This window comes from Alkalihalobacillus sp. TS-13, assembly GCF_019720915.1.
Lineage (GTDB): Bacteria > Bacillota > Bacilli > Bacillales > Fictibacillaceae > Pseudalkalibacillus.
Map to the genome: position 1 here is coordinate 3,387,952 of NZ_JAHKSI010000001.1, position 16,531 is coordinate 3,404,482.

Below are 16,531 nucleotides of genomic sequence, written 5' to 3' on the forward strand. Positions count from 1 at the left end.
TCTTCGTTTCTTGATGATATGTTGTTATAATCGTAAAAAAGTAATCCTATCGGAATGGATAAATGAGAGTCGGGAATCGTAGGAGGTTTTTGCTTTGGATCCAATTGATATTTCAAAGGTACAGCCAATTATCGAGCGTTTTGTCGGCAAAGATGTATACATACATCTAGAAACGACCAACGGTGCTTACGCGTCGCATTTCAACGAAAAGGTATTTTCAGCTGGTGCTTATATCCGCAATGGGAAAATCAACTATACTCGAGGTAAAATAACCGGCGAAGGCCCTTACCGTGTTGGACTGAAAATGGACCTCGGATGGATCTATGCTGAAGGGCTTACCCATTGGGAGCTTGATGCGAAAAACCGCCTGTTGATGGCGGGCCATGATATGGACGGGAAGCTCGCCGTAGCACTTCAAATCAGCGAGGCACCGTTTGAATAGAAAGGAGCCTGACATATGGAAAAACAAGTACTTGTGATCTTCCCTCACCCGGATGATGAAGCTTTCGGCGTTTCTGGGTCGATTGCGATGCATATCGAAAATGGAACACCTCTCACTTATATGTGCTTGACACTGGGTGAAATGGGAAGGAATATGGGTAACCCTCCATTTGCAAATCGGGAATCTTTATCTGAATTTCGGAAGATGGAGCTTCAAGAAGCCTGTAATGTTCTCGGGATACATGATTTACGTATGATGGGCTTACGAGATAAGACGATCGAGTTTGAAGATCCTGATTGGCTTGCTGATGAATTCTCGAAGGTCATTGATGAGCTCGATCCTTCACTTATTATCACTTTTTATCCTGGATTCAGTGTCCATCCTGATCATGAAGCGTGTGGAGAGGCTGTCATAAAGGCAGTAAAACGGATACCGACATCGAAACGTCCTCGCGTCGAGTGTGTCGCTTTTTCTAATGATTGTGTCGAAAAGCTCGGCGAACCGGATGTCATCCGGGATGTAAGCAGTGTTCAAGATAAAAAGATCGCGACGATCGAAGCACACAAAAGTCAAACAGCTGGTCTAATGGCTGGTATGAAAAAACGGCTTCAAGCAAATGAAGAGGAACTGATGAACTGGATCAAATATGAACGGTTCTGGACATACAAATTTGAATAGGAAAAGAGGTGACAGGGAATGTCACCTCTTTGTTCGTTTTGTAGATAAATTCAAATTTTTGTAGGAAATCCCATGATTTTTGTAGATAATCAATGTTCTGGTAAGAAAAACCTTTGGAAAATTGGTTTTCTTCCTAATTCAGCTCTTTTCCTCTTCGTTTTCAGCTTCACTATCTTCTTTTTGGCGGATGATTTTCTTAATTTCCTCACGTTTCGCCTTGTGGACCAGGATATAAAGCGTATCTCCTGCTCGCAGGATCGTATCTCCAGTTGGTGTGATCAACGAATCTTTTCGGATGACCGCAGATATCAATGTATCATCAGGAAGCGGCAGATCTTTTATTTCTTCACCGATAATCGTCGCATCATCTTCAATTTGGATCTCCATCATTTCGTTTTTTGTTTTTCCGATTGAAATGAGCTCCAAACTATGGGGTACTTCTGCTTTGGTTCCTTTCGAAAACTTAAAGTATTTTGCGAGCGGTGAAATGGTCGCTCCCTGTATCAATGCTGAAGTGAAGACGACGAAGAAAACGACATTGAAAATCAGATCACTGTCCTCCAACCCTGCAACCATCGGGTAAGTCGCTAGTACAATTGGAACTGCTCCTTTCAATCCAGCCCATGAAACGAACAATTTCTCTTTGACGTTATATTTTGCAAACATCAAGCTGATAAAAACCCCGACCGGTCTTGCCACAATCATGAGGATGAGTGATAACAGGATTCCCTCCCAAATCACATCGATCAACTGATTCGGAAAAACAAGCAACCCTAATAAGATGAACATGAGAATCTGCATCATCCATGCAAAACCCTCATTGAACCTAACGATAGAATGGCGGTAAGTTATGTCGTGATTCCCGAGGAAGACAGCCATGATATAGACTGCCAGCAATCCACTAGCTTCAAATAAGCTTGTAATTCCAAAAGTGAAAACCGCCAACGCTATCGATAAAACGGGATAAAGACCTGAAGAATCCAGGTTGATGTTATTGATCACCCACACAGCAGTTTTTCCAAAGAGTAAACCTAACAGAAGACCGATACCCATCTGCCAGAAAAAGTCGAAAACCAATACACCCGGGTTAGTCTCTGGATTTTGAATCAATTGTAATAACGAAACGGTCAAGAAGATCGCCATCGGATCATTGGTCCCAGATTCCGCTTCCAATGTGGAGGTGAGCTTTCTTTTGATATTCTTATTCCCGAGAGCGGCAAAGACCGCAGCTGCATCCGTCGAACCGACAATGGCACCGAAAAGAAACCCCTCAAGCCAGCTGACTCCGAGTATGTATTTCGCCGCCACCCCAGTGACGATCGTCGTGAAGAGAACCCCTGCAGTAGCTAGTGACAAGGACGGTTTATAAACTTTCTTGATATCCGGCCACTCTGTTTGGAGACCACCCTCAAATAGAATGACGATCAACGCAAACGTACCGATCAATTGGGTAAGCATGGCGTTATCATAATAAATATACTGGCTAAGGACCATTCCGACCACGATGAACAATACTAAAGAAGGCAATCCCAATCTGGATGAGAACTTTGCTGTAATAACACCTATGATCAATAAAAATGAAACAAGTAAAATGGTACCGTCTATACTAAATTCCATGCCCGTCCTCCCTATCTAACTTAATTATATAAAATAGACATTACTAAAAACAAACATCCTACCCATAAAAAAGTTTGTTGCTATTGAAAACTTTTGATTAGATAAAGAAAACCTGTAAGCGGGTGGGAATATACCAGACTCCTGCGGGAAAAGCCAGCAGGCGAGCTACTCTATTAAAGGATCTTCGACTAAATACCACCACGTCCTATGGTGAACGTCGAAGTCAGTACATCCTGTACAAGTACGTCCTGTACAAGTACGTCCTGTGGTGCACGTCGAAGCCAGCAGAAGGAAAGCTTCTAAGAATTCTCATCGCAGACACGAAAATGATTTCATTTTTGTGTTGAGATCCTGTGCAAGTGAAGAGGCTTGCGGATCGCCCGCGGAAAGCGAGTCTATTTCCACCGCTATTGTGACAGGAATAATTATGAGGAAGCAGAAAACCAAAAAAGCTCAGTGGTGACATTTAAAGTCAGCACTAAGCTTTCGGACTGATATGGTCTGATTCCTGGTTTGAAAAGAGGTGTTGTAGCTGGTGGCGATTGGTCGTCAAATCAGCTAATGTATATTGATCCAACACTTTGAAGTACGCCTGCATAGCTTCATTCAATACCCCTTTCAGTCTGCAAACTTGACTGATGATACAAGAGTTGTTTGAAGAATCAAAGCATTCGACGAGATAAAAATCTTCTTCTGTCTTTCGGATAAGTTCTCCCACATTGATTTCCTCAGGAGCCTTCGCAAGCTTGATTCCTCCATTCCTTCCTCGGATCGTTTTGATGACATCAAGTTTACCTAATTCATGAATCACTTTCATCAAATGGTTTTTGGAAATCTGGTAGACCTCAGCAATTTCCTTGATGTTGACTAGTTGATCTTCTTTTTGTGCTGTCAAATATATGAGAACCCTCAAGGAATAATCCGTATATTGGGTGAGTCGCATGATCCCTGTCCCCTTTCATTAAGGAGTTTTATACCTTTAATCCTACCATTGTCATACATGAAGTAAAAGAACCTTTCTATCGTGTGTCTTTTTATTGAACACAAATGTGTCTGTATTTTGAATGATGTATTAGAGATATATCTTTTATAAGGTCTTCTTTTTATAATAAAGATGTAAATAGAATGTATCTTTTTATTCTTGATTATTGATTTGTACGAAATTAAAGTCATTTCCGAGGGCAATCATCAGTAACGAACCCAAATTTTTTAAAAATGAAGGAGCTGGTTTACATGCTAGATCAAAAAACCATTCAAACTATCAAAGCGACTGTTCCTGTCCTTAAAGAACATGGGACTACAATTACGTCCCGTTTCTATGAATTGCTTTTCAAAAATCATCCTGAACTCTTGAACCTATTCAACCATTCCAATCAACATAAAGGCCGCCAACAAGGTGCGTTGGCAAATGCAGTCTATGCAGCTGCTGTCCATATCGATCGTCTCGAAGAAATCCTTCCTGCCGTAAAGCAGATCGCCCATAAACACCGTAGTTTAGGGGTAAAACCCGAGCAATATCCGGTTGTTGGTGAAAATCTTCTGAACGCGATAAAAGATGTCCTAGGGGAAGCAGCAACAGATGAAATTCTCGATGCGTGGGCAAAAGCTTATGGAGTTATCGCAGATGTGTTCATCCAGGTAGAGGATGAGATGTATAAAGAAGCGGCAGAACAACGTGGAGGATGGGAAGACTTCCGTGAATTCGAATTGGTGAAGAAAGAAACCGAAAGTAAAGTCATCACTTCCTTCTACTTAAAACCTGTGGACGGTGAGGAGATTGCCGATTTCACTCCTGGACAATATGTAAGTGTAAAAGTAGAGATTCCGAATGATCCACACACACATATTCGCCAATACAGCTTGTCTGATACGCCTGACAAGGATCATTACCGTCTTTCCATCAAACGTGAAGGTCGTGTTTCCATGCACCTTCATGACAATTTGAAGGAAGGAGACCGTGTACTCTTGAGTGCCCCAGCAGGAGACTTCACGCTTAATACAGAAACAAAGTGCCCACTTGTGCTGATCGGTGCTGGTGTTGGTCTTACGCCTCTTGTAAGCATGCTTGAAACAACGTTGACTCAGACGCCAGATCGTGAGGTTCATTACATCCATGCTTCAATCGATGGGGAATATCAAGCGATGGGCAGTCGGATTCTTGAATTAGTTGAAAGCCATGAACAGCTGAAAGCATACTTCTGTTTTGAAAAACCATCTGAAGATGACAAGCAAAATCAATGCTTTGCTAAGGAAGGGTACATTGATTTGCCGTGGTTAGAAACAATCATACCTGAGAATGCTGATTACTACATTTGCGGACCTGAAGGCTTCATGAAAATGGTCATCAATGGCTTGAAAAAACTAAACGTACCAGAAGAACAAATCAACTATGAATTCTTCGGGCCAGCCATCGACCTCAGCGAAGATAAAGTTACTGTCAGAAATTAATTTAAAGAAGCGTGCTGTAATGTGTTTATTTTCACGAAATCACTCCCTTTCCGCGGGCAAACGAAAAGCGGAAGCGACCCGGTTAGGCACGTAGGTCACTGGAAAACTGACGAGGAGGCTGTCGCCGCCGCAGGAAGTTTGAAGTGATCCAAGTGACTGGTCGCTGAGCTAGATACCACTTCCTTGCATTTACCTACTTCCGCGAGCTTCGACGTTCACCATAGGACGTGGTGGTATTTAGTCGAAGTTCATTATTATAGTCGAAGTTCCTTTTAAAAACGTGGTGTCTCGCCTGGATCGCTTTTCCCGCAGGAATGTCGTGATTTTTGCTTATGTCCTTAAAAAACCATTTAAAAAATAAAAAGGAGGTGGATTCTAGTCCGCCTCCTTTATCATATTTAATCAAACAATTGTCTGTATTCGCCATAGCCTTCATTTTCAAGTTCTTCTTTTGGGATGAAACGAAGTGCTGCTGAGTTGATACAATACCTCAAACCATTTTCATCTGGGCCATCGTTGAATACATGCCCCAAATGGGAGTCACCGAATTTACTTCGAACCTCTGTCCGGATCATGAAATGGCTTAAATCTTTCTTTTCTTTGATCCGTGTCGATTGGAGCGGTTTTGTAAAGCTTGGCCAACCACACCCCGCATCATATTGGTCCTTCGAACTGAATAATGGTTCTCCAGATACGATATCGACATAAATCCCTTCCCGTTCGTTATTCCAGTAGTCATTTTTGAACGGTGGCTCTGTTCCATTTTTCTGCGTTACATTGTATTGCATATCATTCAATTCTTTTCGGAGCTTGTCGTCATCCTTTTCCATCACCCATGTTTCCTCGATGAAGCCTTTTCGTCCTGACCCTTTATAATAGCGGTCATAATGATCGGGGTTCTTTTTGTAATACTTCTGATGTTGGCTTTCTGCAGGATAAAAGGTTGAAGCCGGAAGAATATCTGTCACTATCGGTTTTGAGAAACGTCCGCTTTGCTCCAGGATTTTCTTTGATGCTTCTGCAAGCTCTTTTTGTTGTTCATTATGATAATAGATAGCCGTTTTATATGACTCCCCGCGATCATGGAATTGGCCTCCAGGATCTGTCGGATCGATTTGCTGCCAGTAAAGCGTAAGGAGTTTTTCATACGGAAAAACGTCGGGGTCAAATGTGATTTGCACCGCCTCACGATGACCGGTTGTGTTCGTAATCACTTCCATATATGTCGGATTCTCTGTATGACCGCCTGTATAGCCGGATACGACTTTTTTAATGCCTGGCATTTCCTCGAACGGTTTTACCATACACCAGAAGCAACCACCAGCGAAGGTAGCAAGCTCTAGATGTTGATTGTTGTCTGCCATGTTGAAGCCCCCTATCTTAAAAAACTATAACTTGATTATTCTTACTTTCTGAAAAAATTCTTATTTCTAATCATATCGATTTGTATAAGTTTGGCAAGCGAAACGGTTTATAAGATACAGGTATTTCCAAACTTCGCAGTCATGTAAAATGATTATAAAACAATAGAAGTGGTGAAAACACCTTGAAACTTGTCTTTTGCGGCGATCCAGATAATCTTTCGCTCTTTACCTTTTGCTGTCCGAAGTTGCCCCATTTTCGAACAGCTTTTCACTTTTTGCCCCTCTTCCTGTCCGAACTTATGCTGGGTTCAGATACATTTTTTCCACATTGCTTTTTCGTGAATATTAATATAAAATATTCATGAACAAAAATAAATTTTATTCACAATGACTGTGGAGGGACTGATCACCTTGGCTAAAGGATTTGATACAAAGGAAAAAGCAAAAATACGAAAATCCTTGCTCGAAGAAGGTCGTGAAGCATTCGTGCAAAACGGCTTACGTAAAACAAACGTCGCCAGCCTCACAAGTGCTGTAGGAATTGCTCAGGGCTCCTTCTACCTCTTCTTCCCTTCCAAAGAAGGGCTTTATTTTGAAGTAATTGAAGAAGAAGAGGCAAAAATCAAAAAAACATTACAGGACGAATTTCTTGACCAGCCTTTGACGAGAGAAGTTTTCAAAACCTTCTTGATCCGTGGATTGACCTTGATCAGTGATAATTCTATAATCCAACAACTATTACAGGGGGACGACTTCCTGCGCCTCACCAAAAAACTCTCCTCTGAAAAATTACAGCAACACGCTGAAAACGATGTATTTGCCCTGACGCCATTCTTGGAGAAGTGGGGAAAGCAAGGGAATCTGAATGAAGTACGACCAGAAATCTTAACCGCCATCTTGCGTTCCTTTTTCTTGATGACCCTTCACAGAAAAGAAATTGGCACAGATGTTTTTGATGTGACAATTGAACGGTTAGCGGAGCTTTATGCAGACGGACTAGTGAAGGAAGAGACAAATGATTGAGGTACATATTTTGTCGTACACATACCCCGGCAAACATGAACCTGCCATTAAAAATCTGAATTTTTCCATTCCTAAAGGTGAAATATTCGGATTCCTCGGTCCATCTGGTGCTGGAAAAAGCACAACGCAAAACGTTTTGATCGGAATTTTAAAAGATTATCAGGGTTCTGTCCAATTGTTTGGAAATGAGCTCCATAACACAAATAACCTTCTCTACAATTCGATTGGTGTGGCATTTGAAAGACCAAATTTCTATAGTAAATTCACCGCTTCAGAAAATCTGGCCTATTTCAGCAGGCTTTATGACAAACCTGTGAAGGAACCTGACAAACTTCTTGCTAGGCTTGGATTACAAGACGTGCTGAATACGAGGGTCAGTCATTTTTCAAAAGGGATGAAAATGCGGTTGAATCTCTGTCGTGCATTATTGCATGAGCCAGAAATTCTTTTCTTGGATGAACCTACAGCAGGGCTGGACCCGGTTAATACGAAGGTCATCAAAGAACTTCTCCTGGAGCAAAAAAATGCAGGAAAAACGATCATCATCTCCACTCACAACATGCATATCGCTGAAGAAATCTGTGATCGTGTCGCTTTCATCGTAGACGGTGAACTCAAACTTATCGATTCTCCAGAGCGATTGAAGCTGCAAAACAAAAAGATCCTATCGATTCAATATCAGGAGGATGATCAGGTAAGAAAACTTGAACTCCGGCTGAAAGGTTTAGAACAAAACGAGCAGTTCCTTCATTTATTGAAACGTGACCTGATCCTTTCCATGCATACGACGGAACCCTCACTTGAGGATATTTTCATCAAAGTCACAGGGAGGCAGCTCCAATGAGGCTTTTAACCTCTATTACATTTGATGTCCGGTATCAGTTCCGTCATGGTTTTTATGCGGCTTATGCACTCATATCCCTTATCTATATTTTCATTTTGATCACGATTCCAGAACAGTGGATGGATACCCTATTCACACTTATCATCTTTTCCGATCCAAGCTTTCTGGGGGCTTTTTTTGTAGGTGGAATCGTCCTTCTTGAAAAAGGGGATCACATACTGGATAACTTGTTTGTCACCCCATATACGATTCGCGAGTATTTGCTTTCAAAATCTCTGTCCCTTGCATTTTTGACGATTCTCTCAACGCTGATCATCAAATGCACCGTATTGGGGTTCAGGTTGGACTGGTTCTTTTTATCAGGTGTGTTGTTGACGTCTGTGTTTTTCACATTGCTAGGGGTTATAATCGGTGCGAAGGTGAACACATTGAACCAGTATTTACTTTTATCATCTGTATATGTCACTCCTTTCGCTTTGCCCATTCTCCTGTTTTTTGAAGTAGTTGATTGGGATTGGATAAAAATCATACCGAGTTATGCCTCACTGCTGCTGATCGACAGGCAGCTTTCAATTCCTGAAGCCCTGGCGGCACTGTCATACCTCTGTTTATCGATTATCTTGCTTTTGCCTTATGCCTATCGTTGCTTTCATCATAATGTCGTTTTAAAAAGGAAGGGATAACATGCAATGGAATAAAATGTGGCTGCAGGTAAGCTATGATTTGAAGAATATCAAAAGGGACCTCGTCCTTCTTATGTCCATGTTTGCCCCCTTGATTTTGGCTGCTCTTCTCAAATTTGGTTTCCCACCTTTGGAAAGACTAGTTGTGACCAATTTCCAGGTGTCGTTGGCATCCTATTTCCCATTGATGGTGGTCACCTGTTTACTTGTAACACCTTTTACAGTCGGGATGCTCAGTGGGTTTCTCATTCTTGATGAACGGGACGAACAAATTCTGAGCTATTTATCCATTACACCTGTCTCAAAGTCACATTTTATTTTATACCGACTTCTCTTTCCTGTTGTGATCTGCATTTTGACAGCTGGTTTTTTGTTATATGTGAACGCCTGGGTAATTTCTTTATGGAAGTTGGCTGCCTTGCTTATTCTGTCATTGGAGGCACCGATCATAGCCCTCATGATGGCGGTATTCGCTGATAATAAAGTGGAAGGATTGGCATTAGGAAAAGTGATCAGTATAAGCGTAACCGCACCGATTGTCGGTTTCTTCATCCACTCTGGATGGAAATGGATAGGGTTAGTCTTTCCACCATTCTGGATTGCAGAAGTGTTTTTCGCGAATTCCACCAGTATGAAAGCAACCCTTCTTTGCGGAGCGTTGCTCTACCATGCTTTCATCATCTTGTGGTTAATCCGTAAACTGGAGAAAAGAATCGGATAGCTAAGCACAGATCCCTAAGGGACATGAGAGCTCTTATTTGTGATAATAGCGACTGTTTTTCCATGAATTTAGGTAAAAAAGGGCTCTGGTGTTCAACACAGTGAAAAGTATCGATAAACAAGGAAATCTACTAGGAATTCTCATCGCAGTCTCGAAAATGAACTCATTTTGTGTTGAGATCCTACGCAAGTTAGGAGGCTTTTAGGATCGCACCCAAAACTTAAACCTTTCCAATAGACTCCGTCCCCTCTCCAAAATCGAAATTTTATCTGATTATGGAAGAAAAACAGAATAATTAGGGCGTTATAGGATGGTATTTATTCATAAAATGCAGAGGTTAACCATAAATAATAGAAAATGATTGGTCAACTTATATGTAACTCTGATTATCTACAAAAAACAGAAGATGAATTACAAAAATTTGTAATGACCTACAAAAACGAGGATTTATCTACAAAAACAAGATTTTATTTACAAAACAAAAAAACCTTCCACTGACCGTCTTCATAAAAAACTACCACAGTCGAATGTACTTTGGTAAAGCTAAATTATATATTTTCTTATCTTTGAACGAAAGGGGCTGTCCTAAAAGAAAAGTGTCAAACACCTCCAACACGGAGAGACTCAGACACTTTTGGGACAGCCTCTTTACAATCTTATTCAGGTTTTTGAGCCACGAGGGTAAACAGTTTGGGAAGACCGATATCGTGGACTTTCTGATTTGGTTCCTCATCAAGAACTTTGACAATGAGGTCAGTTTTGGCAACTGCAGTAATCAATTCACCGAGCGTCCATTTCCGCTGCAGCACTTTCATCATTTCTTTTTCTCCATCAGCAGAATACTTGGAAAAAGCGACTTCCCTGTTTTCAATCGTAGGATCAAAATAGTTTCCGCTTACCTTATGCTTTTTCCCTTTCGAGGTGATCAGTTTGGTGGAAATCGGGTGGAACTCATGTAACACCAAAGTCCCTCCCGGCTTCAGTAATCGATTGATCACCTGGACAAGTGGATCCAGACTGATGTAGTAATGGAGCACCCCCAGTTCCATCAAGACGAAATCAAATGCATGGTCTTCCCTCTTATCTGTATAAGAAAGTACATCTGAAACAACATAGTGGATATCGATATCTGCTTGTTCAGCAACTGCCCCTGCAAAAGCTGCATTTTCCTTAGAGAAATCAACGACTGTGACATCCGCTCCTAATAATGATAAAGCGACTGCCTTAATTCCATTCGATCCCATCAGGTGGGCAATCCTTTTCCCTTCGACAGGCTTCATATGGCGATAGAAAGAGGTGCTCAGCCTTCCTTCAGGGTTCTGTTTTATTTTTGCAGCAACATCACCAGGTTCACCATGACGGTTGATCAATGCTTGAAAATTGTCTTGATTCCAGGCAGCCTGATTCTGTTCAGTCATCTGCATTTGTAACTCGAACAAATGGCTGTTGATCAACGCTTCGTATCGATGGTCATCCAAAATTTCATAAAGTGACTGGCACCAAAGATGCTGCCCGTTCATCTCAATTTGAATTCGGTAAGGATCTGTCCTTAAGGCTTTATTGTAGTTGCATTGTACATTTATCGGAACCTTCTCCATATTGAAATGAAAACTTCCCTGGTCTTTCGTCTTCTCAATAGATGTCGGTGAATACGGTAAAAGTGTCTCATGAATTATTTCAAGAAGATCCCACTGCACTTCTACAGTAACTTCTACCGGTTCCGACAGAACATCTTGTAAAAAAAGGGCAGTTTCCCCAACGAATTGATAGGGAATCGCTTGTTGCTCGAGAACGGCAACGATATTGCCGATCGTCAATTCATATTCTGATGAATGCATTCTGTTTCCTCCGTCAACATGTGTATCTCATTATAAGATGACAGAATCAAATCCAAAATTCAATAGAACGGGACTGTCCTAAAGTGTCTGAATCACTCCGAACTTAACAACATTTTTAGAAAATCGGGTTTTGATCTAAAATGTTGTGTTGGAGGTCCTGGCACTTTTCTTTTAGGACAGTCCCCGTTCTAGCATAGTCAGTTAGCCAATTGTTGGCCTTTTATTGTAACAGTAAGTGGATCATAGGAAATCTTTTCGCCATCTCCCATTATTGCAATGATCTGATAAGTGTATTCTTGGCCTGGTTCAACAGTTTCGTCCGTAAAGCTAACTTCTTTCACTTCTGAAATCTGTTCTCCATTTCGCTCGATAACATACCGTTCTGCATCTTGGGCTTTCCAGGTCAATTGAACATACCCATCTTTCACTGTTGCCTCTGCTTCAGGCTGGGTATCCGGTTTACCTGCCACGATGACATGAAGTCGATTTTCAGACTCTGCGGTCCCAGCAAAGTTCTCAGCCTCAGCACGAAGGAAATAGCTGCCGTTTCCGATCTCCAACTCGATTTCGAATGTACCATCAGGCTTCGTTTGAACTGAACCAAGTTCATTACGAGCATTTCCTCTCTCCGCATATACATGGACCGTTGTACCTGGATCAGCTTTTCCAGTCACGATCACCGGTTCATGCTTGAATTTCAATTCTTCATCATCCCATTCTGGGGCGTTTGGTGCTTGTTGTTCAGCATCCATCGCCCATTTCAGAGAGTTGGTGAAGAGTTGTTTCCCTTCTTCAGTCCAACCATATTCAGGACCGATGATGTTCGTCACAGCAAAGGAAGATAGCAGTAAATGCATGTGACTTTCGCTTCTGAATTCATACGCGATTGAGGATCCTTTTTCAGTTTCATCTACCAACAATTTCGCCAATGTCATGCCTGGATAATCTTTGAACGTGGAAAATGGACTCTTGGCTGCATGTACTTTGATCGGTGTATCTTCATTTCCTTCATCCACAAGACCTTCAAATAATGGGTGGTCTTTCACCGGTTGGATGTATACTGCTCCCTCATCATAACCATGCTGGTCTTTTTGAGGATATCCTTCTGCTGCTTCAAGGAGTTGGATCGAACCTTCTCCGACACCCCAAGTTCCAACAAACACGACGCTGACTTGTTTTTCATCTGTTTCTTCAATCAATTGTTCTACTTGTTCTGATGTACCTTCTTTCGTATTGACGAGTATGAGGCTGTAATCTTCTACTTGTCCAAGAAGATTCCAATCTCTAGACTCTGCGTAGACTTCTTGATCATTCAAGAAATTGACTACCGCATCATTCACATCTCCGAGAACAGCTACTTGATAAGCGTTCATCGTTAGATTCGCCTCAACATCTTCTTCGCCAACTGTAATGATTTCTGTTGATGGCAAGTAACCGCCAACCTCCATCTTCAGCTCATAATTCCCCGGAAGAAGATTTTCGAATGAGTAGCCTCCTGAGACATCGGTTGTCGTTTCTTCCACAAATCCAGCTGGGTCCTCTGGCGTTAGTGTCAATTGGACTCCTTCAATACCATCTTCCGTTTCAGCATTGATGATATGTCCGGATAACGACACGCCTTCGATTGCCTCCATTGTGAAATTCAACGTGACCGAATCTCCAAGCTCGGCTACATCAGCTTCCTTGACCTGTTCGACAAATCCTCGTGCCTGAACCTTCACTTCGTAATGACCGACACCGACACCTAATCTGTAAGATCCATCGTCAGTAGTCGTTACTTCGATTCCTTCTGGTGGAATTGCAACTTTTGCGTTTGCAATTGGATTTCCGTCTGCATCGGTAACCGTACCCTTGATTTCACCAAGACTTGCTGTTGTCGCAAAATCAATCGCATTCAAGTAGATTTGTTTTGCTTCATCTGTCCAGCGACTTTCTGGTGAACCGTATCCGCCAGCTTGTAGTCCGGATAAAAGGACATGCACGTTGTTGGCAGTCGGATACTTGATGCCGATTCCTTCACCAAGTACACCTTCTTCATCATGCGTTAAAGAACCGATTGTTGTTCCTGAGAAGTTCTCATAAACGGAATACTGCTGATTGCTGTTTCCATTGTTCAAAATTTCGATTTCATCTCCAACTTCAAAACCACTGAAAATCGGATGCAGCTGATCGACTTTAACATTGATCGACTGGCTCTCGAATGAAGATCTGACACTTTCCGGATCTCCATAAGCATCAGCAAGACTCTTGATCGTTCCGCCGCCATACTGGCTGACAAAGATCATGCTAACTTCAAGCTCATTCGCTTCTTCCACGAATGCTCTGAACTGATCATTGGTCATCGAATAATCCTTATCGTTATAGATGACCAATTGATAATCCGCAAGTGCTTGCTGTAGGGATTCATAATCATCCCTTTGATAGAAATCGACATCATACCCATTCGATTCAAGGAATGGAACCAATCTTGCTTCGTTCGGACTATAGCCGATGACCGCAAGTTTTTGAGATGTCTGCATCGAGAAGGTCAAATCGACTTCTTCTCCTGCAACTACTTGAACGTTTGATTGTGTATTGGCACCGTATCCTGAAGCCAATACTTTAATATCATACTCCCCTTCAGGAACCGATACGCTGAATTCACCATTTTCATCTGTGGAAGCCTCGATTGGAGTTCCTAAGAATGAAACAGAAGCATCTGCTATAGGATCGCCTGTTTCTCCATCCTTAACGATTCCATTCACGACTCCTGCATTTTCTGCCGTAAGTTCAAACGTTTCCTCCAAAGTATCTCCGTTAGAAATGTTTACAGTGAATGTTTTTTCTTCATGTCCAAATGCATTCATGGTCAATTCGTAGCTGCCTTCTTCAAGCCCTGCGTAGAAATTTCCTTCTGAATCGGTTTCAATTGTTTTCCCATTCTCTGCAATTTCTACCGTCGCTTTTACAGCCATTCCTTGATCATTGACCACTTGACCATGGAGTTCTCCAACAAGGGCTTCTTCGTTATCAAGTGCCCAGAGGAGTGCGTTTTCCAAAATCTTTTCACGGACTGGATCGAAGTATTGATCCGGGTTGAATACATGGCTGATTGTCATATTTCCTAGTAAAATCTCGACAGAATTATTGGTCCGTCCTTTATACGCGACCATACTGCCTTGGTCACCCGTGTTGTCATTCTTGAATTCAACTGCTGTATGGCCGGAGTATCCATCAAAGCCATAGTAGTAATCAAAACGTGCTGGGATGTCGAAGGTTTCGTTCAAGTCTAATCCTTCTGTAAGCGGGTGTTCTTCAACGACGATTCCCTGTGAACCTTCTTCACTACCTCCAAAAACAGTGGTCGGATCATTCAGATAATCCTTCAGGTACCTGATCGATCCTCTTCCGCCATCCTGTCCTGTCCAAATGACGGATGTCTTCGTTTCATCCAATGCTTTCAGGAAGGCTTTGAACTCTGTTTCAGATGGCACTTGACTTCCAGTGTAATCTGAGTTCGCGAACACGAGATCCATTTCAGCCAAAAGGTCTGTATCTTCATAACCGATGTATTCGACAATGTATCCGCGCTCTTCAAGATACTCTTTCAATGTTGTATATCCCGAAGCAGTAATATCGACGATTACACCGACAGTTGGAGATGGTTTCAATTCAATCGGCAGTGTGACCTCTTCACTGTCTGTGATTTCCACCTCGATATTCTGACGTACATAGCCGTCTTTTTCTACACGTAACGTATACGTTCCCGGTTCAAGACGTTCGATTGAATATTGTCCTTGTGTATTTGTCGTGGTTTCTCGAGGAACGTCCAGAACATCAATCGTCGCGCCTTCAACTGCATTTCCATCCTTTTCATTTTCGATGACACCGGAAATTGATCCGACATCACCTCTTACATCCATTTCAACCGTCAAGGGTTCGCTGTTTTCAGAAACATCGACTGTCATAGTCTCGGTCTCATAACCAAAGGATTGAATTTCTATCTCATATTCACCATCCAGTATCGCAATTGAGAATGTGCCATCCTCAGGGTTCGTCTTATCAGAGAAATCCATTCCGTCGACTTTTACTTCAGCATCTAATGGATTCCCTGCCTCGTCCGTGATGGTTCCACTGATGGTTGAGTATTGCGCCTCTGCTGCCCATAATACAGTATTTACAAGCAGTTCTTTCGCTACAGGTGTATAGTCGTCTGCGTCATGTGAGAAGTAGAACCCGTGTCCAGCCATCAGTACTTCCATACTGCCTGAAGTCCTTGGTTTATAAGCAAGACCGGTACCGTATGGTTCAGAATCTCCTTCATGTTTGATGGTTGCTAGAGGATAGCCGCTATACCCATCAAAAGCACCGATATCGCTTGCATCTGGCGTGAGGAGTTCAATAAAGTCCCCTACGTTTGCGCCATTGAAAATTGGATGCTCTTGCGTCACCTGGTATCCAGCTGCAAGTGTCGATCCACTAAAGGTCTCTCTTGTTTCAGGATCACCTCTTAGGTCGACAAGTTGGTCGATGCCAGATCCGCTCCAATAATGTTCTCCGAAGATCACACTTGTTTCATGTTCATCTGCAGCTTTCATCATTGCGTCGAATTCGGATTTATTGAAATCGCCATCGTTAAAGAATACGACATCATAGTTTCCGATTTGTTCAGCAGCATCGCTTTCTGCTATTTCTGTTACTTCCACTCCCATTTCATTGAATACAGAAGCAAAGTTTCGTTCAGCTGACCAGTAATCACCTATGACAGCAATTTCAGGTACTGGAGCCAATGCAACATTCAACTCCCCTTCAAACCTTGCCATATCGACCTGTTTCGTATGCTTGATGTACCCTTCTTTTTCGATGGTCAATGTATAGACGATGTCTTCCAACT

12 protein-coding genes are annotated in these 16,531 nt (G+C 42.1%); 7 read left to right on the forward strand and 5 right to left on the reverse strand.

The annotated features are described in order from the left end of the window. Positions 1-94 precede the first annotated feature (94 nt). Positions 95-442 carry a YojF family protein gene (locus KOL94_RS16145; protein ID WP_221567407.1) on the forward strand — a complete coding sequence of 116 codons (348 nt, stop codon included), beginning with the start codon at positions 95-97 and terminating at the stop codon, positions 440-442. Between the two features lie 15 nt (positions 443-457). Then, positions 458-1,120 (forward strand): bacillithiol biosynthesis deacetylase BshB2, encoded by a 663-nt coding sequence (gene bshB2 / locus KOL94_RS16150; RefSeq protein WP_221567408.1) that lies wholly within the window; start codon positions 458-460, stop codon positions 1,118-1,120. Positions 1,121-1,258: 138 nt separating this feature from the next. Here the strand turns inward: bshB2 and KOL94_RS16155 are convergent, their stop codons facing one another. Beyond that, the gene (locus tag KOL94_RS16155) at positions 1,259-2,737 is read right to left on the reverse strand and encodes a potassium/proton antiporter (RefSeq protein WP_221567409.1); all 1,479 of its coding nucleotides are present in this window, start codon (positions 2,735-2,737) and stop codon (positions 1,259-1,261) included. A gap of 478 nt (positions 2,738-3,215) precedes the next feature. Further along, positions 3,216-3,680: an RrF2 family transcriptional regulator gene (locus KOL94_RS16160; protein WP_221567410.1), complete on the reverse strand. Its 465-nt coding sequence runs from the start codon at positions 3,678-3,680 to the stop codon at positions 3,216-3,218. Between the two features lie 290 nt (positions 3,681-3,970). Between KOL94_RS16160 and hmpA the strand changes: the two genes are divergently transcribed. Beyond that, complete coding sequence (hmpA, locus tag KOL94_RS16165; RefSeq protein ID WP_221567411.1) at positions 3,971-5,185, forward strand: NO-inducible flavohemoprotein; 1,215 nt, start codon at positions 3,971-3,973, stop codon at positions 5,183-5,185. Between the two features lie 398 nt (positions 5,186-5,583). Here hmpA and msrB read toward each other — a convergent pair whose 3' ends face one another. Then, positions 5,584-6,549, reverse strand: coding sequence for a peptide-methionine (R)-S-oxide reductase MsrB (gene msrB, locus KOL94_RS16170; RefSeq protein ID WP_221567412.1), 966 nt, complete (start codon positions 6,547-6,549; stop codon positions 5,584-5,586). A gap of 411 nt (positions 6,550-6,960) precedes the next feature. On the opposite strand from msrB, the gene KOL94_RS16175 reads away from it, so the two are divergent. The 4 genes from KOL94_RS16175 to KOL94_RS16190 are packed head-to-tail and all read left to right on the forward strand — an operon-like array spanning position 6,961 to position 9,820. After that, positions 6,961-7,572 (forward strand): TetR/AcrR family transcriptional regulator, encoded by a 612-nt coding sequence (locus KOL94_RS16175; RefSeq protein WP_221567413.1) that lies wholly within the window; start codon positions 6,961-6,963, stop codon positions 7,570-7,572. Next, positions 7,565-8,416, forward strand: a complete 852-nt coding sequence (locus KOL94_RS16180; protein WP_221567414.1) for an ABC transporter ATP-binding protein — start codon at positions 7,565-7,567, stop codon at positions 8,414-8,416. Before KOL94_RS16175 ends, KOL94_RS16180 begins: the two co-directional genes overlap by 8 nt. Further along, entirely contained in the window at positions 8,413-9,099 is a 687-nt protein-coding gene (locus tag KOL94_RS16185) for an ABC transporter permease (protein ID WP_221567415.1), read from the forward strand. Before KOL94_RS16180 ends, KOL94_RS16185 begins: the two co-directional genes overlap by 4 nt. 1 nt (position 9,100) lies before the next feature. Then, positions 9,101-9,820, forward strand: coding sequence for a hypothetical protein (locus KOL94_RS16190; RefSeq protein WP_221567416.1), 720 nt, complete (start codon positions 9,101-9,103; stop codon positions 9,818-9,820). 656 nt (positions 9,821-10,476) lie between these two features. Here the strand turns inward: KOL94_RS16190 and KOL94_RS25325 are convergent. After that, positions 10,477-11,658: a class I SAM-dependent methyltransferase gene (locus KOL94_RS25325; protein ID WP_260412349.1), complete on the reverse strand. Its 1,182-nt coding sequence runs from the start codon at positions 11,656-11,658 to the stop codon at positions 10,477-10,479. Between the two features lie 197 nt (positions 11,659-11,855). Then, positions 11,856-16,529 carry a carboxypeptidase regulatory-like domain-containing protein gene (locus KOL94_RS16200; protein ID WP_221567417.1) on the reverse strand — a complete coding sequence of 1,558 codons (4,674 nt, stop codon included), beginning with the start codon at positions 16,527-16,529 and terminating at the stop codon, positions 11,856-11,858. Between the last annotated feature and the right edge of the window lie 2 nt (positions 16,530-16,531).

Excerpts from the sequence above, each read along its gene's own strand:
- bshB2 (WP_221567408.1), top strand. The coding sequence starts at position 458 with ATGGAAAAACAAGTACTTGTGATCTTCCCTCACCCGGATGATGAAGCT.
- KOL94_RS16155 (WP_221567409.1), bottom strand. The coding sequence starts at position 2,737 with ATGGAATTTAGTATAGACGGTACCATTTTACTTGTTTCATTTTTATTG.
- KOL94_RS16160 (WP_221567410.1), bottom strand. The coding sequence starts at position 3,680 with ATGCGACTCACCCAATATACGGATTATTCCTTGAGGGTTCTCATATAT.
- hmpA (WP_221567411.1), top strand. The coding sequence starts at position 3,971 with ATGCTAGATCAAAAAACCATTCAAACTATCAAAGCGACTGTTCCTGTC.
- msrB (WP_221567412.1), bottom strand. The coding sequence starts at position 6,549 with ATGGCAGACAACAATCAACATCTAGAGCTTGCTACCTTCGCTGGTGGT.
- KOL94_RS16180 (WP_221567414.1), top strand. The coding sequence starts at position 7,565 with ATGATTGAGGTACATATTTTGTCGTACACATACCCCGGCAAACATGAA.
- KOL94_RS16185 (WP_221567415.1), top strand. The coding sequence starts at position 8,413 with ATGAGGCTTTTAACCTCTATTACATTTGATGTCCGGTATCAGTTCCGT.
- KOL94_RS16190 (WP_221567416.1), top strand. The coding sequence starts at position 9,101 with ATGCAATGGAATAAAATGTGGCTGCAGGTAAGCTATGATTTGAAGAAT.
- KOL94_RS25325 (WP_260412349.1), bottom strand. The coding sequence starts at position 11,658 with ATGCATTCATCAGAATATGAATTGACGATCGGCAATATCGTTGCCGTT.